The 19,284-nt window shown below is 56.2% G+C and carries 12 protein-coding genes; 5 read left to right on the forward strand and 7 right to left on the reverse strand.

What is annotated here, in order from left to right:
- Position 1 precedes the first annotated feature (1 nt).
- Positions 2-3,055: an efflux RND transporter permease subunit gene (locus tag ACZ5RI_RS04025; protein WP_464514820.1), complete on the forward strand. Its 3,054-nt coding sequence runs from the start codon at positions 2-4 to the stop codon at positions 3,053-3,055.
- A gap of 160 nt (positions 3,056-3,215) precedes the next feature.
- Here ACZ5RI_RS04025 and xylA read toward each other — a convergent pair whose 3' ends face one another.
- Together xylA and xylB are read right to left on the reverse strand one after the other, a co-directional pair.
- Entirely contained in the window at positions 3,216-4,532 is a 1,317-nt protein-coding gene (gene xylA / locus ACZ5RI_RS04030) for a xylose isomerase (protein ID WP_464514821.1), read from the reverse strand.
- The gene (gene xylB / locus ACZ5RI_RS04035) at positions 4,529-5,989 is read right to left on the reverse strand and encodes a xylulokinase (RefSeq protein WP_464514822.1); all 1,461 of its coding nucleotides are present in this window, start codon (positions 5,987-5,989) and stop codon (positions 4,529-4,531) included. The genes xylA and xylB overlap by 4 nt, the downstream gene beginning before the upstream one ends.
- A 451-nt stretch (positions 5,990-6,440) precedes the next feature.
- On the opposite strand from xylB, the gene glgP reads away from it, so the two are divergent.
- A complete protein-coding gene (gene glgP, locus ACZ5RI_RS04040; RefSeq protein WP_464514823.1) occupies positions 6,441-8,963 on the forward strand; it encodes an alpha-glucan family phosphorylase in 2,523 nt (840 codons plus the stop codon).
- Positions 8,964-9,040: 77 nt separating this feature from the next.
- On the opposite strand, the gene ACZ5RI_RS04045 is transcribed toward glgP, so the two are convergent.
- The 3 genes from ACZ5RI_RS04045 to glgA all read right to left on the reverse strand — a co-directional run bounded on the left by ACZ5RI_RS04045 (position 9,041) and on the right by glgA (position 11,429).
- The gene (locus tag ACZ5RI_RS04045; protein ID WP_464514824.1) at positions 9,041-9,325 is read right to left on the reverse strand and encodes a DUF2934 domain-containing protein; all 285 of its coding nucleotides are present in this window, start codon (positions 9,323-9,325) and stop codon (positions 9,041-9,043) included.
- A 191-nt stretch (positions 9,326-9,516) separates the two neighbouring features.
- On the reverse strand, positions 9,517-9,798 hold the full coding sequence (locus ACZ5RI_RS04050; RefSeq protein ID WP_464514825.1) for a DUF2934 domain-containing protein: 282 nt from the start codon (positions 9,796-9,798) through the stop codon (positions 9,517-9,519).
- A 107-nt stretch (positions 9,799-9,905) separates the two neighbouring features.
- Positions 9,906-11,429 carry a glycogen synthase GlgA gene (gene glgA / locus ACZ5RI_RS04055; protein ID WP_464514826.1) on the reverse strand — a complete coding sequence of 508 codons (1,524 nt, stop codon included), beginning with the start codon at positions 11,427-11,429 and terminating at the stop codon, positions 9,906-9,908.
- Positions 11,430-11,780: 351 nt separating this feature from the next.
- On the opposite strand from glgA, the gene glgB reads away from it, so the two are divergent.
- From glgB to malQ, 3 genes are read left to right on the forward strand one after another with little or no spacing between them, the layout of a single operon-like run.
- The gene (gene glgB / locus ACZ5RI_RS04060; RefSeq protein ID WP_464514827.1) at positions 11,781-13,967 is read left to right on the forward strand and encodes a 1,4-alpha-glucan branching protein GlgB; all 2,187 of its coding nucleotides are present in this window, start codon (positions 11,781-11,783) and stop codon (positions 13,965-13,967) included.
- A complete protein-coding gene (gene glgX, locus ACZ5RI_RS04065; RefSeq protein WP_464514828.1) occupies positions 13,964-16,036 on the forward strand; it encodes a glycogen debranching protein GlgX in 2,073 nt (690 codons plus the stop codon). The genes glgB and glgX overlap by 4 nt, the downstream gene beginning before the upstream one ends.
- Positions 16,037-16,051: 15 nt before the next feature.
- A complete protein-coding gene (malQ, locus tag ACZ5RI_RS04070; protein ID WP_464514829.1) occupies positions 16,052-18,151 on the forward strand; it encodes a 4-alpha-glucanotransferase in 2,100 nt (699 codons plus the stop codon).
- A gap of 12 nt (positions 18,152-18,163) precedes the next feature.
- On the opposite strand, the gene ACZ5RI_RS04075 is transcribed toward malQ, so the two are convergent.
- Together ACZ5RI_RS04075 and ACZ5RI_RS04080 are read right to left on the reverse strand one after the other, a co-directional pair.
- On the reverse strand, positions 18,164-18,574 hold the full coding sequence (locus tag ACZ5RI_RS04075) for a bacteriohemerythrin (RefSeq protein WP_464514830.1): 411 nt from the start codon (positions 18,572-18,574) through the stop codon (positions 18,164-18,166).
- Between the two features lie 177 nt (positions 18,575-18,751).
- Entirely contained in the window at positions 18,752-19,162 is a 411-nt protein-coding gene (locus tag ACZ5RI_RS04080; RefSeq protein ID WP_464514831.1) for a bacteriohemerythrin, read from the reverse strand.
- Positions 19,163-19,284: the final 122 nt, after the last annotated feature.

Consider the following 19,284-nt stretch of genomic DNA (forward strand, 5'->3'; position numbering starts at 1 on the left):
GATGAGCTTTACAGACATCTTTATCCGGCGGCCGGTACTTTCTGTCGTCGTTAGCCTCGTCATCCTGGTGCTGGGCCTTAAAGCCTTCACCTCGATGTCGATTCGCCAGTACCCGGAAACCCAGAATGCGGTGGTCACGATCTCGACCACCTATTCGGGTGCCAGTGCTGAAACCATTGCCGGCTTCATCACCACGCCAATCGAAAAAGCCGTGGCTCAGGCTAGCGGCATCGACTACATGACGTCGTCGAGTGCGATGGGCTCTTCGACCATCTATGTGAACCTGAAGCTGAACTTCGATACGGCCAAGGCGCTGTCCGAAATCATCACGCTGGTGAACTCGGTCAAAAACCAGATGCCATCGGATGCCCAAAGTTCGGTGCTTTCGATCACGGTCGGCGATACGCTCGATTCGATGTACATCTCGTTCAACAGCGATACGCTGCCACCGAACAAGATTACCGACTATCTGATCCGTGTCGTGCAGCCACAGATGCAGGCTATCAGTGGTGTGCAGGAAGCCGAAATTCGCGGTGAAAAGCGGTTTGCCGTGCGTGTCTGGCTCAAACCCGACAAGCTTGCCGCCTATGGCGTGACGCCGGAACAAATCTCCACCGTTCTGTCCAGCAATGACTATTTATCGGCAGTGGGTTCCACCCGTGGCCAGATGGTTCAGGTCAACATGCTGGCATCAACGAATGTTGAGGATATCGACGCCTTTAAAAAACTCATCGTAAAAGAGACCAATGGTGGTTACGTCCGCTTGTCCGACGTCGCCAATATTTCGCTGGGTGCGGAAGATTATACCTCGGCCGCCATGTTCAATGGCCGCCCGACGGTGATGATCGGTCTCAAGGTGTTGCCTTCAGCCAACGTGCTGAATGTGGTTCAAGACGCTCGTAAGCTGTTGCCGCAACTTCAAAAGCAGTTGCCACAAGGGTTGACGGCCACCATTGCCTATGACTCCTCGAAATTCATCAGCAGTTCGATTTCCGAAGTGGAATCGACACTGATCGAGGCCATTCTGATTGTTATCTTCGTCATCTTCATCTTCCTGGGTTCGCCGCGGGCGGTGTTGATTCCGATTACGACAATTCCGCTATCGCTGATCGGTACCGGCATTTTCATGCTGATGTTCGGCTTCACCATCAACCTGCTGACCTTGCTCGCCCTCGTGCTGGCCATCGGTCTGGTGGTTGATGACGCCATCATCGTGGTGGAAAACGTCAGCCGACATCTGGAGGAAGGTAAACCTCCTATGGAGGCTGCCATCCTGGGCGCACGCGAGCTGGGCAGTCCGGTTATCGCCATGACCCTGGTGCTGGTGGCTGTCTATGTGCCGATCGGCTTCATCGGTGGCTTAACCGGTGCGTTGTTCACCGAATTCGCCTTCACCCTGGTGGGGGCCGTGGTGATCTCGGCTATCGTGGCCCTGACGCTGTCGCCGATGATGGCCAGCCGCATGCTGAAATCACATCATGATGTGAAATCGCAGTGGGAGCACAAGCTTGTCGCCTTTATTGACGATAAGTTCACCTGGTTGCATGACCATTATAAGCGCCTGTTGCGCAGCACGTTGAACGAGCTGCCAGTGGTGGTGGTGTTTGCCGTGATCGTGATCGGCAGTATCTACTTCCTGTTCACTATGTCGAAAAGTGAACTGGCGCCACAGGAAGACCAGGGCGTGGTCATTGGTCTATTTACCCCCGCGCCGACCTCGACCCTGCGTCAGAACATGATCTGGCAGAAACAGGCTTATGATCTCGGCACCAAAATGCCGGAAGTGCAAAGTGCCTTCCAGATTGTCTCCAGTTCGACCAATATCACGGGTTACGTCTTAAAGCCGTGGGATGAGCGTAAGCGTACCGCGACGGATCTGCAGCAGCCGCTGCAGATGGAAATGAACAGCATTGTCGGTATGAAAGCGGCGGCGTTCCAGCCGCAGTCTTTGCCGGGTCCGCGCGGGTTAGGTGTGCAGTTCGCGGTACTGACGACACAGAGCTTCGAGCAGCTCAACGACGTCGCCGCCCAGATCATGGATCAGGCGCTCAAATCCGGCCTGTTCATGTATATGGACTCTGACCTGAAATATGATCAGCCGCAGGTCCGTGTCATGCTCGACCGTGACAAGATTGCGTCTTACGGTCTGACCATGAGCGATGTCGGTGGTTCATTGTCGTCCATGCTGAGCGGTGGTTATGTCAACTACTTCAGCTACTCCGGCCGTGCCTATCAGGTGGTGCCGCAGGTGATTCAGACCTCGCGTCTGAATGTCAATCAGCTCAGCGACTATCACATCAATGACTCGAGTGGGAATTCGATCCCACTGTCCTCTATCGCCACCTTCAAAACCGAAGTGGTGCCGGAGAACCTCAACCACTTCCAGCAGCAGAATGCGGCGACCATCAACGCCATCCCGAATCCTGGGATTACGACGGGCGAAGCGCTGTCCAAGCTGCAGGAAATTGCCGAAAGCGTCATGCCGGTTGGCTATCGCCTCGACTATGGTGGTTCAACCCGCCAGCAGGTGCAGGAATCCAGTGCGCTGATGCAGACCTTCTTCTTCGCGCTGATCATCATCTTCCTGACCCTTGCAGCGTTGTTTGAATCGTTCCGCGATCCGCTGACCATTCTGATCAGCGTGCCGATGTCGATTGCCGGTGCTTTGGTCTTCATCGCTCTGGGTGTTGGTGGCGCCAGCCTCAACATCTATAGCGAGGTGGGGCTGGTGACACTGATCGGCTTGATCTCCAAGCACGGCATTCTGATTGTGAAGTTCGCCAATGAACTGCAGACCCAGGGACTATCCAAGCGGGAAGCCATTGAAGAAGCTGCCGGTATCCGTCTTCGGCCAATTCTGATGACCACCGCAGCCATGGTGCTGGGCGTGATGCCACTGGTGACTGCGTCCGGCGCGGGTGCGGCTTCACGCTTCAGCATGGGTATCGTGATTTCCTCAGGGCTAACCATTGGTACACTGTTCACCCTCTTCGTTGTGCCATCGATCTATATGATCATTGCGCACGATATGTCGAAGAAGCACGAACAGAACTGATCGGCTCTGCGATCTAACAGCAAACGGCCGCCCTTGGGGCGGCCGTTTTGTTTTGTGCCCGAGTGGGTTCATGCACTCTTGGTTCTGGCATAAAAAAACGGCCGCCCGGGTTAAGGGCGGCCGTAAGTTGTAGTGAGAGAGAACTTATAGAGCGTAAGACTTAGATCTTGCAGGCGTCGGCAATGATGCGTTCGCACAGTTCCTGCTTGCCCGACTTCGGCGCCGGGTTCACATCGTGCTTGACGGCATAATCGGCCAGGCTTTCCAGTGTGAACTCGCCGGCTTCGATCTTCTTGCCCAGACCTTCGTCCCAACCGGCATAACGCGCCTTGCGGACCGCTTCGAGCTTGCCGTCGTTGATAACCTTTTCAGCGATCAACAGCGCGCGGGCCAGCGTATCAATGCCAGCAACGTGAGCGATATACAGGTCGTTGATGTCGGTCGACTGACGACGCAGCTTGGCATCGAAGTTGAAGCCGCCGGTGTGCAGGCCGCCATTCTTGATAACTTCCAGCATCGCCGGGACAATGTCCTGGGCGTTGTTGGGGAACTGGTCAGTATCCCAGCCGTTGCGCGGGTCGCCACGGTTGATGTCGAGCGAGCCGAGGACGCCGAGCGAAACCGCCATGGCGACTTCGTGCTCGAAATCAACGCCAGCCAGAGTGGCATGGTTGACTTCGATGTTGACCTTAACTTCCTTCTCGAGGCCGTTCTGGGCGAGGAAGCCATAGATCGTGCCAACGTCACGGTCATACTGGCTCTTGGTCGGCTCATGCGGCTTCGGCTCAATCAGGATGGTGCCCTTGAAGCCGATCTTGTGCTTGTGCTCGACGACCATCTTCAGGAAGGCAGCCAGATGCTCCTTTTCACGCTTCAGGTCGGTGTTGAGCAGGGTGTCATAGCCTTCACGACCGCCCCACAGCACATAGTTTTCACCGCCCAGATTGTGGGTGGTTTCGAGAATGGCTTTGAGCTGCGCGGCGCACCAGGCGAACACTTCCGGATCGGGATTGGTCGAGGCGCCTGCGGCGAAGCGCTTGTTGCCGAACAGGTTGGCAGTGCCCCACAGGAGCTTCACCTTGGTCTGTTCGATCTTCTTGGCGAACACGCCTTCGATGTGCTTGACGTTATCGATGTGCTCTTTGAGCGTGTGCGCATCAGCCGTGGCATCAACATCGTGGAAGGCAAAATAGGGCGTACCCAGACGAGTGAAGAAGTCGAAAGCGGCATCGGCGCGCTTTTCGGCAATTTCACGAGTGATCGCGCCGTTCAGCCACGGGCGATTCCAGGTGCCCTCGCCGAACATGTCGGCGCCGTTCGAGCTGAAAGAATGCCAATAGGCAACCGTCAGACGCAGCCAATCGGCCATGCGCTTGCCCAGAACAATCTGGTCCGGGTTATAAACTTTATAGGCTAACTCGTTTGTGCTTTCCGGCCCTTCGTAACGGATCGGAGCGACGTCTGAAAAAAGGCTCATATGGCATACTCCCTAAAAGCTTTTTTGAGGTTCTGATAAAGGCCGGTGTATAACGGCCGGCGGTGAGCCAGAAGTTCAGAGAACTGCGCATCAGGCTCGATAATTCGCGTCACGGGCGGCATGACGCAAACGGTTGCCGGGTTCTCCCCGGTCAGCGCCAGGCGGCCCAGTCGGGCGGCGCCAAAGGCTGCCCCCACTTCACCACCCTCGCGATATGTCATGGGCTTGCCCAAGGCCGAAGCCAGTAGCTTACCCCAATACGGAATGCGTGCACCCCCACCGGTCACGGTGATGTCGTTAATGGTGCTGCCCGCTTCTTTAAGCACATCAAGGCCATCGGCAAAGGCAAAGGCCACGCCTTCCATTACCGCATTGGCCAAATCGGCTTTTTCGGTCGCTGCCGACAGGCCAAAGAACACACCACGCGCCGTCGGGTCATTATGCGGCGTGCGTTCGCCCGACAAATAGGGCAGGAAAATCGGCGTATCTTTGCTGTAGCCGCGGGCTTCAGCCGACTGGAACACGTCGGGAATATCCTTGAAGCCACACAGGTCGCGCACCCAGTCGAGATTGGCCGCTGCCGACAGAATAACGGCCATCTGATGCCACTGCCCCGGAATGGCGTGGCAGAAGGCATGGGCGGCGCGTTCCGCGTTGGGGCGGAATTTGTCTGTGACGGCGAACAGCACGCCCGAGGTGCCAAGTGACAAGAAGGCATCGCCGGTGCGCACCACGCCAAGGCCCACGGCACTGGCGGCATTATCGCCACCGCCACCGGCCACTACGACTTCGGGAATGCCAAGCTCTTTGGCCACCGCAGGCAGCACCGTGCCAGTGGGGGCATTGCCTTCCACGGCTTCAGGCATATGCGAACGGTTAAGGTGGGTGGCGGCGAGCATCTCATCCGACCAGCCGCGTTTGGCAACGTCCAGCCATAGCGTTCCGGCGGCATCGGACATATCCGAAGCTTTGGTGCCAGTCAGTTTCAGGCGGACATAATCCTTCGGCAGCAGAACCGTCTTCACCTTGGCGAAGATTTCCGGTTCGTGCTTTTCCACCCACACCAGTTTGGGGGCGGTAAAGCCCGGCATTGCCAGATTGCCGGTGATGGCGCGGGATTTGGGTTCGCGGCTTTCCAGCTCGGCACATTCGGCTTCCGAACGGCCGTCATTCCACAGAATCGCCGGGCGCAAAGGCTTGTCGGTGGCGTCCAGCAGGGTGGCACCATGCATCTGGCCGGAAAGGCCGATGGCTTTGACCGCGCGGCGGTGATTCTCCGGTAGGGCGCGAACCGCTTCCACGGTGGCTTTCCACCAGGAAGCAGGGTCCTGTTCCGACCATAAGGCGTGCGGGCGTTCGACGGTCAGCGCTCCAGAACCTTGCGCGACCAGCTTATCATTTTCGTCGATCAGCACAGCTTTAACGCTCGACGTGCCGACATCAATGCCGAGAAACATCCTTGGGTCTGCTCCCTGTCAGTTTATCTTTTTGTAATTGCCACCATCCTAGTAGCAATCCGTGTGATTTGGTAGCGCTATCATATACTCTGCGCCACATCCATCGTAAACGGGGGATGGCATCAATTTTACTTGTCGCCCTGGTGGCAAAGTGCCTCGTTTAAATGCCCCCGGGTACCAATGCGGCTGCCAGCGGCTGTCGGCAGCAACCTGCCCATTCTCGCGCCATTTGGTAGGAGCTATTTAAGGTTATTTCATAGCTTACGTGCTAAGGTGGAATTTTCCGGGTATGAAATGATCTAACGCCAAGACTTTACGGTGAAAGCTGTCACAACTCTTGGTAAAATGGGGGTAGTGGCAAGGGCGGGGTGGTTCAGATTTTCCCTATAGCGATGCCCTTGGCGTAGCCTCGTAACCTTACCTGCAACACGTAACAGCGGACTGAGGAAATATGGTTGCCCTTCAACTGCCAAAGTTGCCCGACGAGATTTCCTTTTTACAAGTTCTGGCGCTCGATTTGCGCTGGACCTGGTGCCACGAGGCGGATGCCCTGTGGGAACAGGTAGATAAGACGCTCTGGGAGCGCACGCACAGTCCGTGGACCGTGCTGCAAAGCGCCTCGACCGAGCGCTTAAAAGCGTTGACGGGGAATTCACAATTCCTGGAAAGGTTAAAAGCGGCAGCGGACGCCTATAAAAAGTATCAGGAGACGCCGGGCTGGTTCCGGCTGACCCCGGCGGCGTCCAAGGTCAAAGGTGTGGCCTATTTGAGTATGGAGTTCGGTCTGGGCGCGGCCCTGCCACTCTATGCCGGCGGCCTCGGCATCCTGGCGGGGGACTTTCTGAAGACCGCCAGCGATCTGGATGTGCCGATCATCGGCGTCGGCCTGCTCTATCAGGAAGGCTATTTCCGCCAGGTTATCGACAATAACGGCGCCCAGCAGGAATTTTATCCTTATAACGAGCCTTCGGCCATGCCGATCGAGCCGGTGGTGTTGCCGGACGGACGCTGGCTTCGGGTGGAAATTGATCTGCCCGGCCGCAAGGTATCCTTGCGCATCTGGCAGGCGCAGGTCGGCAAGGTGAAGTTGTATCTGCTCGATTCAAATGATGCGCTGAACAGTCCGCCGGATCGCGGCATTACCACCAAACTCTATGGTGGTGGCACCGAACTACGCCTGATGCAGGAGATCGTGCTGGGGGTCGGCGGTTGGCGTGTGGTTGAAGCGCTGCATCCAGATGTCGAAATTTGCCATATCAACGAAGGTCATGCGGCTTTTGCTATTCTGGAGCGTGCCTATCAGCAGGCCCAGCGTTCAAGCCTGACCTTCTGGGAAGCCCTGTGGGCGACCCGTGCTGGCAATGTGTTCACCACCCATACCCCTGTGTCGGCGGGCTTTGACCGTTTCCCGGTTGAGATTCTGGTCAAATATCTCAGGCCCTATGTCGAAGGGGCTTTAGGTGGCCGCGGTCTCAAAATGGCCGATGTGCTGGCGCTGGGACGGGCCGACGCATCTGATGCGTCCGAGCCGTTTAACATGGCCTTCTTTGCGGCCCGGGGTTCGGCGATCTGCATGGGTGTCAGTGCCTTACATGGCGAGGTCAGCCGTCGTATTTTTCAGCCTTTATTCTTCCGCTGGCCATCCTGTGAAGTGCCGATTGGTTTTGTTACCAATGGTGTGCACGTGCCGACCTGGGATTCGGCCGGTGCCGATGATCTGTGGACTCAATCCTGTGGCAAGGACCGCTGGCGTCATCCGCCATCGGCCGGTGCCAGTGTCATTAATGTCTCGGATGAAGATTTGTGGGCCATGCGTGGGGCCGGGCGTATGCGCATCGTCCAGGTGGCGCGTGGCAATCTGGCCAAGAAGATGCGCGAGCATGGCTATACCCCCGATATGGTGCGCAAGACCGAAGGCGTGCTTGATCCCAATGTGCTGACGCTGGGTTTTGCCCGGCGCTTCACGGAATATAAGCGGCCAAATCTGCTGCTCAGTGATCCGGGGCGGCTCGAAAAGCTGCTGCTGGATGAAACCCGCCCGGTGCAGATTGTCGTCGCGGGCAAGGCGCATCCGGATGATTATGTCGGCAAGGGCATGATCCAGGAATGGCTCAATCTGGCCCGCCAGCACAAGTTCCGCCGCCATATCGTCTTCATCGAGGATTACGATATCGCCATTGCACAGGAGATGGTGCAGGGCGTCGATGTCTGGATCAATACGCCACGGCGGCCGTGGGAAGCTTGCGGTACTTCTGGCATGAAGGTGCTGGTCAATGGCGGTATTAACTGTTCAACATTGGATGGCTGGTGGGACGAAGCGTATACGACAGAAGTTGGCTGGGCCATTGGTTCGGGCGATGGTGGTGTGGCCGAGGAGGTCGACGTTCACGATGCCAGGAGCCTGTATGATCTTCTGGAAAATGATCTGATTACTGAATTCTACGACCGCGATGCCGACGGTTTGCCGCGGGCGTGGCTCAAACGCATCCGTGAAAGCATGAGCCAGCTGACCTCGCAATTCGGTGGCGCGCGGATGATCGAGGATTATGTCAACCGTGCCTATCTGCCCCAGTCGCTGGCGGTGCGTGAGCGGCTGAAAGGCAATTGTTCGCTGGCCAAAGCGATGTACGAGTGGGCGGAAACTCTTTCCAATCGCTGGCAGGGGTTGCACATTGGCACACCCAAGATCGCGGAAAGCGACACCGGGGATAAGATCAGTGTACCGATTTTCCTGGGCGAGATTTCGCCGGAACATATCCGGGTCGAGCTCTATGCCGATGCCAAGCCTGACGTCAATTCGGAAATCGTTGTGCTGCACCGCGATAATGCCATTGCCGGTTCGATCAATGGCTTCATTTATGCCGGGGTGGTAACCGGTGAACGGCCGATCAAGGATTACACGGTGCGTATCGTGCCATATCATCAGGCTGCGTTCCTGCCGACCGAGCTACCGCTGATCTCCTGGCAGCAATAAGCGAGGCACATCCAGTCCTATTAAAAAACACCGGCAGCAATATGCGGGCCGGTGTTTTTTTAGCAATGTGGCAGGGATTATTTTGCCCCGTTGAAATCGGTATCGACCTTTTCCGATACGCTGCGTACTGGCGGTGTCGAGACATGTAAGCGGGGCAAAACAATGTCGGCGGTAATGCCTGCCAGCGAGGCTTCCTGCATTTCCGCCTCCAGTTCGGCCTTAGCGTAGGCCCAATGTTCCTGGGAGCACCCTTCGGGGCGGCCCTCTCGTTCCCAAATCTGATAACTGCGCAGCCGGATCGCCTCTTCCGTAGGTTCAATCGTTTCCGGCGGCAATACAGTGGGATGTTTTTCGTAGGTCATCTTGCCCTCCAAGCATGATCGGTAGCGGTGGCGTTTCTCACCCTATATTTTATACTCGATTAAGCATGTTTTCCCGCACTGCGAGATTTGTGACGTAAAATGATGCGGTTTTATACCTGTCTGGTGTGGTGTGGCGCGCAAGCTATGGCGGGGCGGCTTGTGGTGTCGCCGCACCCGTATCACCTTAAAACTTATAGACGCGCTTCCTGGCGTGCGGATTTTCCGGTGCCGGGGTTACGGGATTTGGTGCCGGCCTTGGCCGCTGCTTTGCCAGCCAATTTAGCGGCTGACGCGGTGGAGGCCTCAGCGGCGGGTTGATGCTCGGTCTGTAATTCACAAATGGCACGGTACCAATGCTGTTCCGCCTGACCGACGGGTTTGCCTTCGCGCTCCCAGATCAAATAGCTTCGGATGCGGATGTCGGTATCGGACAGTTTCAGTGTTGCGGTCGTGTTTTGTTGCTTATGGGTCATCTCAAGCTCTCGTTAGTGGTGGCTGACCCTGTGCGTTCCCCGAACGACAGATCATTTTATATACAGGTACCCATAACTCATTACGCAACGATACAAGGCGTGTGACCTCAGGCAATGTTTTGCCGTGTTTTTTCAATCTGTGGCGCACGGATTTGTGCAACCGGCGGAACCTTCAGGCTCGGTGTGCCACTGGCATCACGATACAGTTCGATATAGCGCGCGGCACTGGCATCCCAGCTGAAGTCCAACGCCATGGCGTAGGTTTGCAGGCGGCGCCAACCTAGGGGTTCGCGATACAAATCAATCGCGCGCCCCAGTGCGCCAATTAATTCTTCTTTTTCCGGCTGTTCAAAAACAAAACCGGTGGCGGTGCGCTGGCTCAAATTTTCGGCTGTGGCATCCACCACGGTATCGGCCAGCCCCCCGGTGCGGCGTACCACGGGCACTGTGCCATAGCGCAAGGCATAAAGCTGTGTCAGACCGCAGGGCTCAAACCGCGCTGGTGCCAGCAGTATATCGCTTCCCGCCTGCAGGCGATGCGCCAACGGTTCGCCATAGCCGATATATACGGCAACGTTTTGTGGATAGCGTTCCTGCGCCTGAAGGAACGCGGCTTCCATGGCCGGCTCGCCTTCGCCCACCAAAACAAACTGGGCGTTCTGTTCGGTGATCCATTGTGTGATATCTGCGACAATGTCGGCCATCTTCTGATGGGTCAGCCGGCTGACATAGCCAATCAGCGGTGTATCTGGTGAAACCGGTAATCCCACTTCGCGCTGAAGATCCGCTTTGCAGACATGTTTGCCACTAATGTTGCCACGGTGATAGGTGTGCGCCAGATTGGCATCGACGGACGGATCCCATAGTGTTGGGTCAATGCCGTTAAGAATTCCGGAAAAATTTTTGCCGCGTGATTGCAGCACACCTTCCATACCAAAGCCGTATTCTGGGGTCAGAATTTCCTGCGCATAGTTGGGGCTGACCGTGGTAACACGATCCGCAAAGGTCAGGCCAGCTTTAAGATACGACAGCCAGCCGTAAAATTCGATTTGCCCACTTTTATAATAGGCACTGGGTATGCCGATATGGTCGAGCACTTCGGCATCGAAGTTACCCTGAAACGCCATATTGTGGGTGGTAAAGATCGTGCTCGGCTTTGGCCCGTCGCACATTTTCAGGATCAGCGGCAGCAAACCGGTGTGCCAGTCATTAGCATGCACGATATCGGGCTGCCAGGATAGTTTGGCTTTATCCTGAGCAATCCACGCCGCCGCGTGTGATAAATAAGCAAAGCGGCGGGCGTTATCCGGCCACACCGCGCCATTTTCATCCTGATACAGACCGCCGGGGCGGCGATATAGGGTGGGCGAATCTGCCAGATAGACCGGTATATCGGCATCAGGCATCTTGCCAGCGATCAGGACACCATCATCAACGCCGATCATCTCCGGCATGCGTGTAACAATGCGGGATTTTTCGATGCGCGTCATGGCGCGTGGATAGGCAGGCATCAGTATGCGGACATCAATTCCGCGTGCGGCCAGCGCCATCGGTAAGGAGCGTGACACATCTGCTAGCCCGCCAGTCTTGGCTAGGGGGTACGCCTCGGACGTTACAAACAGAACCCGCATAGTGCACCCCGTGTCCTATTGGCTGAACTAACCTACACTAAACATGGCGTTTCTGAAAGGTAACTGATCGTGATCAACTTCAATTGGAAAATATAATATTCTGCATAGAAAACATTTTCTTTACCGTCTGCTAAAAAATAGAATCTCTTGACGAAAATTTAAGCAGATCGGTGCCTGCTATCTGCTGAATTGACATTTTTTCCAGATGCCTCACAGTCATACAAACACATCTCGACAATGGTCGCGCTCATGTCTACCGATGTCATTTCCAGCCAGCCTGTCAGTTCTAAAAAACACTCTAAATCTGGGGTTAAAGCATCCCTGCCAACGCTAGCTGCAGCGCAGCAAAGCATGGGGGCTCCATTGGCACGCCTCTGCGGCGCGATCATCGCAGGGGATGAAGGTAATCCGTTTGCGGTCCTTGGCCCCCATCTGGATGATAAATCCGGCGTGATGCAGATTCGGGTGTTTCGTCCGGATGCACAAAAGGTGGCGGTGATTGACAGTGCGAGCGGTGTCATACTGTGCGAGCTGCCACGTGTGCACCCTGCCGGTTTTTTTGCCGGCCCCATCGCCGGCCGTCATGAAAGTTTCGCATATCGTCTGCGCTTCAGTTTTGACGGTGTCGATTGGGAGGTTGAGGACCCTTATGCTTTCGGTCCCACGCTCACCGATCTGGATCTCTATTTGCATGCTGAAGGGAATTACTTCCGCGCCTATGAGAAAATGGGTGCGCATCCCATTGTAAAAGATGGCGTGGCGGGGGTGTTATTTGCGGTTTGGGCACCGGATGCCCGCCGGGTCAGCGTGGTGGGTGATTTCAATGCCTGGGATGGCCGGGTTTCCATCATGCGACTGCATCATGGTGCAGGCATCTGGGAGATTTTTCTGCCCGGTATTACAGCGGGGTGTTGTTATAAATATGAGATAAAGACCAATGCGGGTGCGCTGCTGCTGAAAGCCGACCCCTTTGCCCTCGCGGCGGAATGTCCGCCCAAAACTGCATCGATGGTTCGTGCCGCACTGCCGGCACGTAAGCCCCTGACCGGTCCGCCGTCACATCGCGCCGCCCCGGTCTCTATATATGAAGTGCATCTGGGTTCCTGGCGGCGAAAAAACGGTAATCAGCCCCTAAGTTATGACGAGCTTGGCGATACTCTGGTGCCGTATGTCAAGGATATGGGCTACACCCATATCGAACTGATGCCGATTTGCGAGCATCCATTTGCCGGTTCCTGGGGCTATCAGCCGACATCCCTGTTTGCGCCGACCAGTCGCCACGGCAGCCCGCTAGACTTCTTACATTTCGTTGAACGCTGTCATGAAGCGGGAATTGGTCTGATCCTGGATTGGGCGGCGGGGCACTTCCCGATGGACAGCCACGGCCTGGCGGGATTTGACGGCACACATCTGTACGAACATGCCGACCCCAAAGAAGGTTATCACCCGGACTGGCACACCCTGATCTACAATTTCGGCCGGAACGAGGTGCGGGGATTTCTGCTTTCCAATGCGCTTTACTGGCTGAAGGAATTCGGTATTGACGGTCTGCGCGTCGATGCGGTGGCCTCGATGCTGTACCGAAATTACAGCCGCAAAGAGGGGGAATGGGTTCCCAATATTTATGGTGGGGTGGAAAATCTTGAAGCCATTCAGTTCTTACGCAGCCTGAATGAGCTGGCCTATCTGAGCTGTCCGGACACGGTGACGGTAGCCGAAGAATCGACCGCCTGGCCAATGGTGTCACGGCCAACCTATCTTGGCGGTCTCGGCTTTGGCTACAAATGGAACATGGGATGGATGCACGATACACTGAATTATATGGCGAAGGAGCCGATCCATCGTCGCTTCCATCATAATAATCTGACTTTTGGTCTGCTCTACGCCTTTACCGAAAATTTTGTGCTGCCGCTTTCGCATGACGAGGTGGTGCATGGCAAAGGCTCGCTGCTGGATAAGATGCCGGGGGATGCCTGGCAGAAATTCGCCAATTTGCGGGCTTATTATGCTTTCCAATACACCATGCCTGGCAAAAAACTACTGTTTATGGGCGGCGAATTTGCGCAAGGTGCCGAATGGAACCACGATGAAAGTCTCGACTGGCATCTGTTAGAGCGGCCGGAACATGCTGGTATGAAGGCTCTGGTGCGGGATCTCAATCATCTCTATCGCGGCAACACGGCGCTCTATGAGCGCGATTGCGAACCGGAGGGCTTTCGCTGGATTGATTGTAATGATGCTGATGCCAGTGTGATTTCTTACCTGCGCTGTGGCGCAAAATCCGATGATTTCGTTGTGGTGGTGTGCAATTTTACCCCCGTAGTGCGCCAGAATTACTGCATCGGTGTGCCTCACGGCGGTTCGTATCGTGAGATCTTTAATTCTGACTCGCATTTCTATGGTGGCAGCGATGTTGGTAACGGCGCGGGGGTGGTGGCCTCTGATACTGGGGCCCATGGTATGACCGCGTCGTTGTCTTTGACACTGCCGCCGCTTGGGGTGCTGGTACTGGCGCCGGTGAAGGATACGCCAGCATGAAGCTGAAAGCGGGCGAACCCTATCGGTTGGGGGCCTGCTTTGATGGGCGGGGTGTGAATTTCGCGCTATTCTCCGCTCATGCCAGCAAAGTTGAGCTGTGTTTGTTCGACGCAGTAGATGGCCATGAAAGCGCCCGTGTAGCGCTGCCTGAACGCAGCGGCGATATCTGGCATGGTTATCTTGAGGGGGCTGTGCCGGGTTTGTATTATGGCTATCGCGTGCATGGTCCCTATGATCCTGGTGCCGGGCATCGTTTTAATCCCAACAAACTGCTAATTGATCCGTATGCGAAAGAACTCAGCGGCGGTTTTGTCTGGCACCCCTTAAATTGTGGCTACATTGTCGGTGATGCCGAGGGGGATCTGTCGTACAGTGAAGAAGATAATGCTCATCTGATGCCCAAATGCCGGGTGGTAGCCCCGTTTGAGGCAGCGCTGCCGCCGGGGCCCCGCCCCCCAGATGCGTCGCGGGTGATTTATGAAATGCATTTGCGTGGCTTTTCGATGCGCCACCTGGCCGTTGCACCGGAATTGCGTGGCACCGCGGCGGCTTTGCGCCATCCCGATCTGGTTGCATACTTACGGGCATTGTCGATCACCAGTGTCGAATTATTGCCGGTCAATCCGGTGGCATCTTCGCGCCGACTGACCGAAGCTGGGTTGTGCGATTATTGGGGCTATAGTCCGTTTGCGTTCTTTGCAATTGAGCCGCGCCTGTTGGCCGGTGGCGCGCGGGAAGATCTGCGCCAGACCATCACCGTTCTGCATGATGCCGGGATCGAGGTGTTGCTCGATATTGTATTTAATCACACCGGTGAAGCCGATGTGATGGGGCCGACAATTTCGTTCCGTGGTATCGACAATGCTTCCTATTATCCGCCGCGTAGCGACAAACGTTTTCCACGTGATGATACCGGCTGTGGTAATTCCCTGAACTTTGATCATCCCCGGGTAGTCCAGATGGCGATGGATGCCATGCGCTATTGGGGATCCGAGATGGGGGTGGATGGCTTCCGCTTCGATCTTGCCGTGACCAACGCACGGGGTGAGGGAAATTTCATGCCCGGTGCGCCGTTCTTAAGTTGCATCACTCAGGACCCGATTTTAAACCGTATGAAGATGATTGCCGAACCTTGGGACCTTGGCTATGGCGGTTATCGCTTAGGCGGGTTCCCGGTGGGATGGAGCGAGTGGAACGATAAATATCGCGATGATATGCGGCGTTTCTGGCGCGGTGATGGCGGTCTGGCCGGGCGCTTTGCCTCGCGCATTGCAGGTTCCAGTGATGTTTTTGGATATCGCGGTCCGGCTGCCAGTCTCAACTTCGTTACCGCACATGATGGCTTCACGCTGGCTGATCTGGTCAGTTTCACGACCAAGCATAACGAGGTCAATGGCGAGAATAACTGCGACGGTACGGCGGAAAATTTCAGCAGCAATCACGATGTGGAGGGCCCCACTCAGGATGCGAAAATCCTGGCGGCGCGGCTGACCCACCGACGCAATCTGATTGCCACCTTGTTGTTATCGCAAGGTATCCCGATGGTGCTGATGGGCGATGAATGTGGCCGCACGCAGCTTGGCAACAATAATGCCTATTGTCAGGACAATGAAATCTCCTGGATGGATTGGGAAAATTCGGATAGTTGTTTCCTGCGTTTTGTACAGTTCGTGGTCAGCTTGCGGGCCGCGCATCCGGTGTTTCGGCGGGCGCATTATTTTACCGGCGCGACCAGCGCGGCCGGTGTCAAGGACGTACGCTGGGTTTCGCGCCGTGGCGGCGACATGCGGCCCGAGGATTGGAGCGATCCGCAAACCCGTGTGCTGGGGATTTTGTTTGATAAAGCCGGCGATGTTGGTGCTGCGGATGGCCCCACGGGCGATGGTGCGAGGACTTTTTTGCTTTTGATTAACGCCGGTCACGGCATGAGCTCGTTTTGTCTGCCCGAGCAGATAGAATGGCGCCGGCTTTTTGATACCAGCGAAACCGATCCGCTAGCCGATTTCGGTCCGGTCCGGGTGTCTTACAGTCTGAATGCCCATTCGCTGGTTCTGCTCTGTACGTCATAAAGGATCGCCCATTCCATGGATGAAAACCTTAACCGTCTGGCCGAGGCTGCAGGAATTGAACCACGTTTCTGGGATATCCATGGGGTTCAACATGAAACATCGGATGTGACCAAACGGGCCCTGCTGGCGGCCTTTGGCGCATTTGGTGCCACGGCGGCGCGTACTGTGCTGCCACCGGTCTTTGTGCTCTACGATCAGGGCGGAACCGAGATTCCTCTGGCGCTTTCGGCGGGAGAGCGCACGCTGGCCTGGTCGGTACGGCTGGAAGATGGCGGCCTGCGCCGCGGTGAAGTGCGCCAGAGCGCGCTTGCCGTGCTGGGGCGCGATGGAGATCATATCCATTATCGTCTGAATTTACCCAAACTTCCGCTGGGCTATCACGATCTGACACTCGAGGGGCTGGAGGTCGGCGATGGCGGACCCGCCGTGATGCGCCTGATCGTATCACCGGGGGCGGGGTGGTTGCCGCCGGAATTTACGGGCCGCAAGCTTACCGGAATTTCGACACAGCTGTATTCGCTGCGTTCGCCCGAGGATTGGGGCATCGGTGATTTTGGTCATTTGACCCGGCTGGTCGACGCAACGGCAGGGGCGGGCTGTGACGCCATCGGGCTTAATCCGCTGCATGCGTTGTTTCCTGACAGCCCGGCGGATGCCAGCCCCTATTCCCCAGCCAGTCGCCTGTTTCGTAATCCCTATTATATTGATGTGACGGCGGTGCCGGAATTTGCCAGTTCAACGACGGTTGCCGAGCTCATGCACACCTCGGTGATCAGTGCGGCCTTACAGAGTGCCCAGGGCGGTGATGTCGATTATCTTGCTGTGGCGGCGGCCAAGCGCACCGTTCTGGAACAGTTGTTTACCGAATTTTGTGCGGCCCCCAAAGATGGCCGCTATGCCGCCTTCCGCGAGTATGTTGATAGCCAAGGCGAGGCGCTGACCGACTTTGCCGCCTTTCAGGCTTTAAGCGAGCATTTTGGCACCCATGACTGGGGTCGCTGGCCACAGGAATGTCAGGACCCGCATGCGCCGGAGACCCGCACGCTCTGCGCCCAGCTGGCAGACCGCATGGCGTATTTTGAATATCTGCAATGGCTGTGCGAAGTGCAGTTCCACGCCGCGTCACGGGTGGCGGCCGCCCGTGGTATGGCGGTGGGTCTTTATAACGACATGGCAGTCAGCGTAAACCGGGCCAGCGCTGATTGCTGGTGCCATCAGGATTTGTTTGCCCACGGTCTTTCAATTGGCTCGCCGCCGGACCCATTCAATATGGCGGGGCAGGAATGGGGCGTGGTGCCTATGAATCCGGCCCGGATGCGGGCCAGTGGCTACGCCCATTTCATTGCTTTGCTCAGGGCCAATATGCGCCATGCCGGGGCTCTGCGTATCGACCATGTCATGGGCTGGCTCAGGCTGTTTCTGATCCCGGTGGGTGGCAAACCGGCGGATGGGGCTTATGTGCGCTATCCGGCCGATGATCTGTTTGCCATAGCCACGCTGGAAAGTCATCGTAACCGTTGTTTGCTGATTGGCGAGGACCTGGGTACCGTGCCCGATGGCTATCGTGAGCGGATGGCGGCCACCCACATGCTGTCGTGCCGGGTGTTGTATTTTGAGCGCGAAGGCAGCGGGTTCCGTGCTCCGCAACACTATCCCGAGCTCGCGGTGGCGTCGGTATCAACCCATGACCTGCCGACGCTCCGGGGCTATTTTGATGCGGTGGATATCGATACCCGGGCAAGGATCGGCGAATATGCCAATGCCGAGGCCGAAAGCGCTGCCCGGCGTGAGCGGGGCGAGGAAAAGCGCACTTTGTTGCACCAGATCCGCGATGCCGGATTGCTGCCTGATGGGGTGAATGCTGATGACCCGGCCACGGGCTGGTCAGACGCGCTGGCGCTGGCAGTGCAGCTCTATCTGGCTCAGGCACCCTCAAAACTGATGCTGTGCCAGCTTGATGATCTGACCGGTGTGGCGCGGCAAACCAATCTGCCTGGTACCACCTGGCAGCATCCCAACTGGCGTACACGTCAGCCGGTTGCGGTGGAGAATCTGGCATCGTCACCAGCGATCAACACACTTCGTGCCATCGTAGCGGCGCGGGCGCGGCGCTGAAGCCTGCAAGGATCAGTGGATACCTTTTGCCGTCAGATAGTCGCCATATTCGCGATCATCTTTCAGGATGTGAATCTCAATCCATCTTTTGAGGAACTTAGCCATTTCAAGGGCCTGTATTTCCTTGGGCAAATCACGGGTCTGCGCCTCGAAATCGATGACCTGCTGCTTCAGCACATGATGTCGGGCCTTGTGTGCGGCATCATAGGGATAGCCCGCCTCGACGAAAAAGGCTTCCTCGCGCGAGAAGTGATAGCCGGTATAGTCGAGTAGTTTTTGAAAGACATCGGTGACGGCTTCATCCGACTTGCCATCAAAGACCGCGTCATACAATTCATTGGCCATGGCAACCAGACGCATATGCTCTTCATCGAACAAAGCGATGCCGATGCTGTATTCATCAGACCAATGCATGAAGGGCATGGCACGGACCGTGTTGATGGTTTCCTGTGCCCTTGCTTAAGGGATAATGATGTAAAATATCTGGCAAAGCTCGGTTGGTTTTTAGCGATCGCACATAAAAAACGTTTTTCTCATGTGGGGGGACGCTTGCTGTCACCATCCTCATCGTCATGACGATGGCGTCAGGTAGAAAATAGGTCAGTGCACGCCTTTTTCTTGCAGAAACGCACCATATTTACGATCATGCACCATGATGTGGTTGGTCACCCATTGCTTGATGAATTTGGCCATTTCAATGGCGAGTAAGTTCTTTGGTGTATCCACGAGATGGTCGCGAAAATGGTCAACCTCGCAGCGTAACTCGGTATGGCTGGCTTTATGCTCTTCGCTGAAGGGGTAACCTGCGACAGCAAAGAATTCTTCCTCGTGGGCAAAGTGGCGGTAGCAATAGGCCACCAGGCCGAGATAGATCGGTCGCAGTGTCTCGTCCGCCGTCCCGCTTAAGACCGCGTCGTACAGTTCGTTGGCCATGGTGACCAGTCGCTGATGCTCAGCATCGAACAAGGCGATACCGACGCTGTATTGATCGGACCAGTTCAGAAACGGCATGCATCCCACCTCATGGGGCTATGTTTTTTAGGAAATGGTCTTTGGAACAGGATCTGCACGTTACAGTTTATCAATTGCGGCAGCTCTATACCAGAAGTTGAGTGTTTCGGTATGTTGCAGCC

The sequence above is a fragment of the Micropepsis pineolensis genome (genome assembly GCF_055392125.1).